Origin of the sequence: Bradyrhizobium sp. ORS 375, from assembly GCF_000239775.1 — a bacterium.
Taxonomy (GTDB): domain Bacteria; phylum Pseudomonadota; class Alphaproteobacteria; order Rhizobiales; family Xanthobacteraceae; genus Bradyrhizobium.
The window spans coordinates 1-5,953 of the sequence record NZ_CAFI01000077.1 but is presented as its reverse complement, the minus strand read 5'-3'; the positions used below and the strand labels follow the sequence as shown (position 1 = coordinate 5,953).

Annotated in this window: 6 protein-coding genes and 1 tRNA gene; 4 read left to right on the top strand and 3 right to left on the bottom strand. The window is 66.3% G+C overall.

Annotated features, from left to right (window positions below; all coding sequences use genetic code 11):
• Positions 1 to 11 precede the first annotated feature (11 nt).
• Together BRAO375_RS06765 and BRAO375_RS06760 are read right to left on the bottom strand one after the other, a co-directional pair.
• Positions 12 to 101: transfer RNA gene (locus BRAO375_RS06765), tRNA-Ser, on the bottom strand.
• A 456-nt stretch (positions 102 to 557) separates the two neighbouring features.
• Positions 558 to 1,688, bottom strand: coding sequence for an ROK family protein (locus tag BRAO375_RS06760; RefSeq protein WP_009026715.1), 1,131 nt, complete (start codon positions 1,686 to 1,688; stop codon positions 558 to 560).
• 286 nt (positions 1,689 to 1,974) lie between these two features.
• On the opposite strand from BRAO375_RS06760, the gene rplU reads away from it, so the two are divergent.
• The 3 genes from rplU (at position 1,975) to BRAO375_RS06745 (ending at position 3,488) form a co-directional block, all read left to right on the top strand.
• The gene (rplU, locus tag BRAO375_RS06755; protein WP_008961803.1) at positions 1,975 to 2,358 is read left to right on the top strand and encodes a 50S ribosomal protein L21; all 384 of its coding nucleotides are present in this window, start codon (positions 1,975 to 1,977) and stop codon (positions 2,356 to 2,358) included.
• A gap of 130 nt (positions 2,359 to 2,488) precedes the next feature.
• The gene (gene rpmA / locus BRAO375_RS06750) at positions 2,489 to 2,758 is read left to right on the top strand and encodes a 50S ribosomal protein L27 (RefSeq protein WP_009026714.1); all 270 of its coding nucleotides are present in this window, start codon (positions 2,489 to 2,491) and stop codon (positions 2,756 to 2,758) included.
• A 139-nt stretch (positions 2,759 to 2,897) separates the two neighbouring features.
• Positions 2,898 to 3,488, top strand: a complete 591-nt coding sequence (locus BRAO375_RS06745) for a GNAT family N-acetyltransferase (RefSeq protein ID WP_009026713.1) — start codon at positions 2,898 to 2,900, stop codon at positions 3,486 to 3,488.
• Positions 3,489 to 3,659: 171 nt separating this feature from the next.
• Here BRAO375_RS06745 and BRAO375_RS06740 read toward each other — a convergent pair whose 3' ends face one another.
• Positions 3,660 to 4,577 carry a DMT family transporter gene (locus BRAO375_RS06740; RefSeq protein WP_009026712.1) on the bottom strand — a complete coding sequence of 306 codons (918 nt, stop codon included), beginning with the start codon at positions 4,575 to 4,577 and terminating at the stop codon, positions 3,660 to 3,662.
• 201 nt (positions 4,578 to 4,778) lie between these two features.
• On the opposite strand from BRAO375_RS06740, the gene obgE reads away from it, so the two are divergent.
• Entirely contained in the window at positions 4,779 to 5,849 is a 1,071-nt protein-coding gene (gene obgE / locus BRAO375_RS06735) for a GTPase ObgE (protein WP_009026711.1), read from the top strand.
• Positions 5,850 to 5,953 lie beyond the last annotated feature (104 nt).

Sequence of the window (5,953 nt, the reverse complement as noted above, 5' to 3'; positions counted from 1 at the left end):
AAATGCTGGGATGGCGGAGAGGGAGGGATTCGAACCCCCGATAGGCTTGCACCTATGCCGCATTTCGAGTGCGGTGCATTCAACCACTCTGCCACCTCTCCAGGCGCAAATCAGGGGCAAGCCCCCGGGTCGGGCGCCGTTCTAGGGCACCGCGGCGGGGGTGACAAGGCGGGGGCGAGGATATTTCCAACCGAAAAACGGCGGCGCGGCCGACGCGCGCCGAAGACGGCATCTTCGGTCGGCCCAAGCGAGGTGGGACCGCCGTACGCTGACACATGCCGGCGGTCCCGTGTCGCTGCATCTTGGGGAAACCGACGGAAGAGACGGGGGTCAATCCGGCCGGCCTGAGCGACGCCGCGGACCCTGGAGCATCGAGGCGTGCACTGCAACGCAAACCGTTCCTTAACCTAACCGGTCAAGGTTACCGGGCCTACCGAGCTATCCGATTGGTAAAACAGTGCTTTTGACACAGGTGAATTTCCGAGGCACCGAACGCGAGCTCCATGCTGCGCAACATGTTGCACTCGATGCGGCCGGAGCGCTGACAGATCCCCTGCTCAATCCTTCTTCTTCTTCGCCGCCTTCTTGTCGTCCGCCTTCTTGTCGTCGTCCTTGTCCTTGCGGCCGTTGTCCTTGCGGCGATTGGTGAAGCGGGCATTGCCGAGCCCGGTGCCGATGGTCAGGACGCCCCAGCGGTCGACATCCTGCATGAACGGCACCTCGGAGAGGCCCTGAACGACGCCGTCATTGTGCATCAGCACCGCGGTGTCGTGATTGCCGATCATCGGGATCGCCTCGACCAGGCTGGCCGGCAAATTGAACTTGCTGCTCTCCCAATTGCCCGGCAGGTTCTGCGCGCCCTTCTCGATCGAGCCGTCCTCGTTGATCACGCCAGGGCAGGCGATCCCGATGAACGGGGCGAGCCGAAGCCCCTCGCTGTCGGCCTCCTCGATCAGGCCCTTCAGCATCTTGGCGAGCCGCTTCACCGCGCCCTCGCGCGTCGGCTCGTCGTCGGCGTGGCGCCACAGCTCAGACTTCCAGACCGAGGCCTTCGAGAGGTCCGGCGTCTTCTTCCAGCAGGTCTCGACCACGCCGCAGCGGATATTGGTGCCGCCGATGTCGACGGCGAGGATGCTGTCATGCGCCTCGAAGATCCACGACGGCGCCAGATGCAACGCGCCGATCAGGCCGGCATCGTCGGGGTGGTAGCGGATCGGCTCCAGCTCGACGCCAAAGCCCTCGTCCTTCAGGATGATCTCGGTGCGCGCGATGGCGAGCTCGCCGAGGCGGGAATCGCGGAAGCCGCCGCCGACCACGATGCATTCGGTCTTGGCCCAGGCCTTGGTGCGCAGGAAGCGCCGGGTGACGTGGGCGAGCTCCTGGGCGAACTCCTCGATCGCCGAATGCACCACGGCCGAGGCCTCGGTGTCGTCGCCGACCAGGATCGCGTCCAGCGTCTTCTTGCTGATGGTGTCGCTGTCCTCGTCGCCGAACGGGTCCTTGCCGGATTTGCGCAGAGGTTTGCGCCAGCGCTCCAGGATCTTGCGGAACGCGCCCTTGGAGGCGCGGTCGCCGAGGAAGCCATCCTCGTCCTTGATTTCGATGTTGAAGCTGTCGATCTCGACCGATGGCAGCCGCGCGGCGCCGTGACGGGCGATGCCCGTGGTGGTCATGACGTCGTCGGCCATTATGTCCCTGCCCTTCTGCTCCGTGTGCGGGACAACGGCGGACGAAACCGTTGGTTTCGGGGTGTCCTTTACCTTGACTCGGGCTTGCAGGCGGCTATAAGCGCCCGATCGACCGGCGCGAGCTTCTCGCGCCGATTGTCGTTGCGCCCATTTTTGAGGCTTTGAGCCTCGGGCGCGACTGCCGGCTCCGATCGGGCCGGTTCACATGAACCATAACGACTGAACAAGAAGCCGACCCGGGGCCATCGCGCACCGAGGCCGGGATCGAACACGAAGGATGAGAACGATGTTCGCAGTCATCAAGACCGGCGGCAAGCAATACCGCGTCGCCCCGGATGATGTGCTCGAGATTGGCAAGATCGACGGTGAACCCGGCACGATCGTGCAGCTGAACGAGGTGCTGGTGGTCGGTGGCGACACCCCGGTGCTGGGCGTCCCGGCCGTGGCCGGCGCGTCGGTGGCCGTCGAGGTGCTGGACCACAAGCGTGGCCCCAAGGTCATCGCGTTCAAGAAGCGCCGCCGCAAGAATTCCCGCCGCAAGCGCGGCTACCGGGACGAGCTGACGCTGATCCGCGTCTCCGAGATCCTGACCGACAACGCCAAGCCGACCAAGGGCCCGCGCCCGAAGAAGGCCAAGGCCGAAGCCCCGGCGGCCGACGCCGCCGAGTAAGCGTGCCGGCGCGCGTGGCGCGCCGCATCGGCTTCAAACCTTCATCGCGGATTTTCGTCCGCGCCCTGCAATTGTGAATGATCCCTTAGCGGAATCGCGCTAATGGTGATCCTGAGATCGGAGACGAGCGATGGCTCATAAAAAGGCAGGCGGTTCATCCCGCAACGGACGCGACTCCAAGGGCAAGCGCCTCGGCATCAAGGCGTTCGGCGGCGAGCGCGTGATTCCCGGCAACATCATTGCGCGTCAGCGCGGCACGACCTGGCATCCCGGCCTCAACGTCGGCATGGGCACGGACCACACTCTGTTCGCCAAAATCGAGGGCGTCGTCGAGTTCCATGACCGTGCCAACCGCACGTTCATCTCGGTGCGCCCGGTACTCGCCGAAGCTGCTGAGTAACATACGGTGGAACAATTCGCGTCCGCCGGGTCCTGACAAACCGGCGGAGCGCCAGATGGCTCCAGGGGAGGCGGGACAACCGGCCTCCCCTTTTCATTTTCGCTGATCGATTGATCCCGAAGCGTCGATGGAGCCCGACATGCTGCAGGACATCACCACTCCCACCTTGCGCGAGGCGAGACCTTGCGTCCTCGAGACACCCCGGCTGACCTTGCGTCCGCCGGTGCTCGCGGACGTGACAGCGATCGCCCGGATCGCCAACGACCGGCGCATTGCCGAGAACACCCGCCGCCTGCCGCATCCCTACTCGGAGGTCGATGCCGCCCGCTTCGTGCGCGCGCTGGAGCAGAGCGGCGAGACGGCGTTCGTGATCGAGCATCTCGATGCGCCGATCGGCATGGTCGGCATCAACCGGCCGGCGTCGGGCCGTGCCGAACTCGGCTATTGGCTCGGCGTCGAGCATTGGGGCCGAGGCTTCGGCACCGAGGCGGCGCGGGCCGCGATCGACGATTTCTTCGAGACGAGCGATGAGACCGTTCTGATCGGGCACGCCCGCGTCAGCAACCCGGCCTCGCGCAACATCCTCGAAAAGTGCGGCTTCCAATGGACCGGCGTCGAGCTGCACCGGTTCGAGGTGATCGGATCGTCAGCTCCGGTTGATGCGTTCCGGCTGACCCGCGGCGTGTGGGCGTCGCTGAAGACGTGGGCGAATGCGGGGCGGCGGCGGTAGGCGGGAACACCCTCCCCTGGAGGGGGAGGGTCGATCGCCCGCGCAGCGGGCGAGCGGGGTGGGGTGATCTCTCCACGCACGCTGGTGCCAGAGGAAAGATCACCCCACCCCGCCTCACGTTTCGCTTCGCTCAACGTAAGGCGACCCTCCCCCTCCAGGGGAGGGTGGCAGCTACACCGGCGGATTCACCGCACCCTGTCCCTGCCCCAGGCTGCGCTCCCGCAGATAGATGTAGAGCCCCGCGCCGATGATGATGATGGCGCCGATGATCGTCGCGGGATGCGGCACGTCGCCGAATACGACGAAGCCGAACAGCACGGCCCAGACGATCATCGTGTACTGATAGGGCACCACCACCGAGGCCGGCGCCAGCTTGAGTGAACGGTTGACGCAGAACAGCGCCGTCACGGAGATGAGGCCGGCGGCGGCGAACAGCACCAGGCTGCCGGGTGTCGGCGTCACCCAGCCGAACGCGGACATCGCGGCGCCGAGCAGGAAGGTGCCGACGAATTGCGACGACGCCATCACGATGTCGGGCGTCGAGCGCAGCGAGCGCGTGATCAGCATCAGCACCGCGAACGACAGGCTGCCGCCGAGCGCGATCAGGGCCGGCAGGCTGAACGTCTGCACCGAGGGACGCAGCGCAATCAGCACGCCGCAGAAGCCGATCAGGATCGCGGTCCAGCGCCGCCAGCCGACATGCTCGCGCAGCACCAGCGCCGACAGCGCGGTGACGAAGATCGGACCGGCGAGATAGTAGGTGATGACGTCGGCGAGCGGCAGATAGACGGTGGCGAGGAAGAACGCGGCGACCTCGAGCGTCGACAGGATCACCCGCACCAGCTGCAGCCAGGGCCGCTCGAGCTGCAGGAACGCCGCGCGATTGCGCCAGATGAACGGCGCCAGCAGCAGCAGCGCCGCGCAGGCGCGCAGCCACAGCAACTGGCCGACGGCGTAGGTCGAGACCAGGAACTTGCCCAGCGCGTCGCCGAACGAGAACATCGCGATCGACAGCAGCATCAGGCCGATGCCGGCCAGCCGCGCCGAGCGCTCGTCATTGGCGGTGGAGATTCGGGAGAGCACGCTCATGATCGGGCTGCCTTATCAGGCGAGCTGCCGTGGCTCCAGCCCTTCCGCGGAACGCGTGGCGCAGCCCTGCCGCAACCCCGGCGCAACGCTCGCCCAGCCCTTGCGCAAAGCTGAGATACCGCTCGAAATTAAGGCTTCCGGCCGAATTAACCCCATTCCGCGGTTGCCGTGGGCACCCGCCTCGCCTACGTAGGGCGCATCATGAAATTCCTCGATGAAGCCAAGGTCTATGTGCGCTCCGGCGACGGCGGCAACGGTTGCGTTGCGTTCCGGCGCGAGAAGTTCATCGAGTTCGGCGGCCCGAACGGCGGCAATGGCGGCCGCGGCGGCGACGTCGTGATCGAGGCCGTCGACGGCCTCAACACCCTGATCGACTATCGCTACCAGCAGCATTTCAAGGCCCAGAAGGGCGAGAACGGCATGGGCAAGGACCGCCACGGCGCCGGCGGCAAGTCGATCGTGCTCAAGGTTCCCGTCGGCACCCAGATCTTCGACGAGGATCGCGAGACGCTGATTCACGACTTTACCGCGGTCGGCGAGCGCTTCGTGCTCGCCGAGGGGGGCAATGGCGGCTTCGGCAACGCCCATTTCAAGTCGCCGACCAACCGCGCGCCGCGTCACGCCAATCCCGGCCAGCCCGGCGAGGAGCGCTGGATCTGGCTGCGCATGAAGCTGATCGCGGACGCCGGCCTGGTCGGCCTGCCGAACGCCGGCAAGTCGACCTTCCTGTCGAAGGTCTCCGCGGCCAAGCCGAAGATCGCCGACTATCCCTTCACCACGCTGCATCCGCAGCTCGGCGTCGTGAACGCCGACGGCCGCGAATTCGTGCTGGCCGACATTCCCGGCCTGATCGAGGGCGCGCATGAGGGCGCCGGCCTCGGCGACCGCTTCCTCGGCCATGTCGAGCGCTGCCGCGTGCTGCTGCATCTGGTCGACGCCACCTGCGAGCATGCCGGCAAGGCCTATAAGACGGTACGGCACGAGCTCGAAGCCTATGGCGGCGAGCTGACCGACAAGGTGGAGATCGTCGCGCTCAACAAGATCGATGCGGTCGATCCGGACGAGCTGAAGAAGCAGAAGGACCGGCTGAAGCGCGCCGCCAAGAAGACGCCGATGCTGATCTCCGGTGCGACCGGCGAGGGCGTGAAGGAAGCGCTGCGCAGACTGGCCGATGTGGTCGGGGAGTCGCCGGTGTCGAACAAGGCCAAGAACGCGGTCGAGAATGCCGCGACCGAGGAGCCGTGGGCGGCGCCAGTGCCGCCGCAGGGCTGATCCCTCGCCGCAAGCTTGCTTCGCGGGCTGCGGCCGTCGCATAAGTCGCAGAACCCGGTTTTCGTAACTCACATCCCAAGGACTGCCGGCCGGATTTGGTCGGG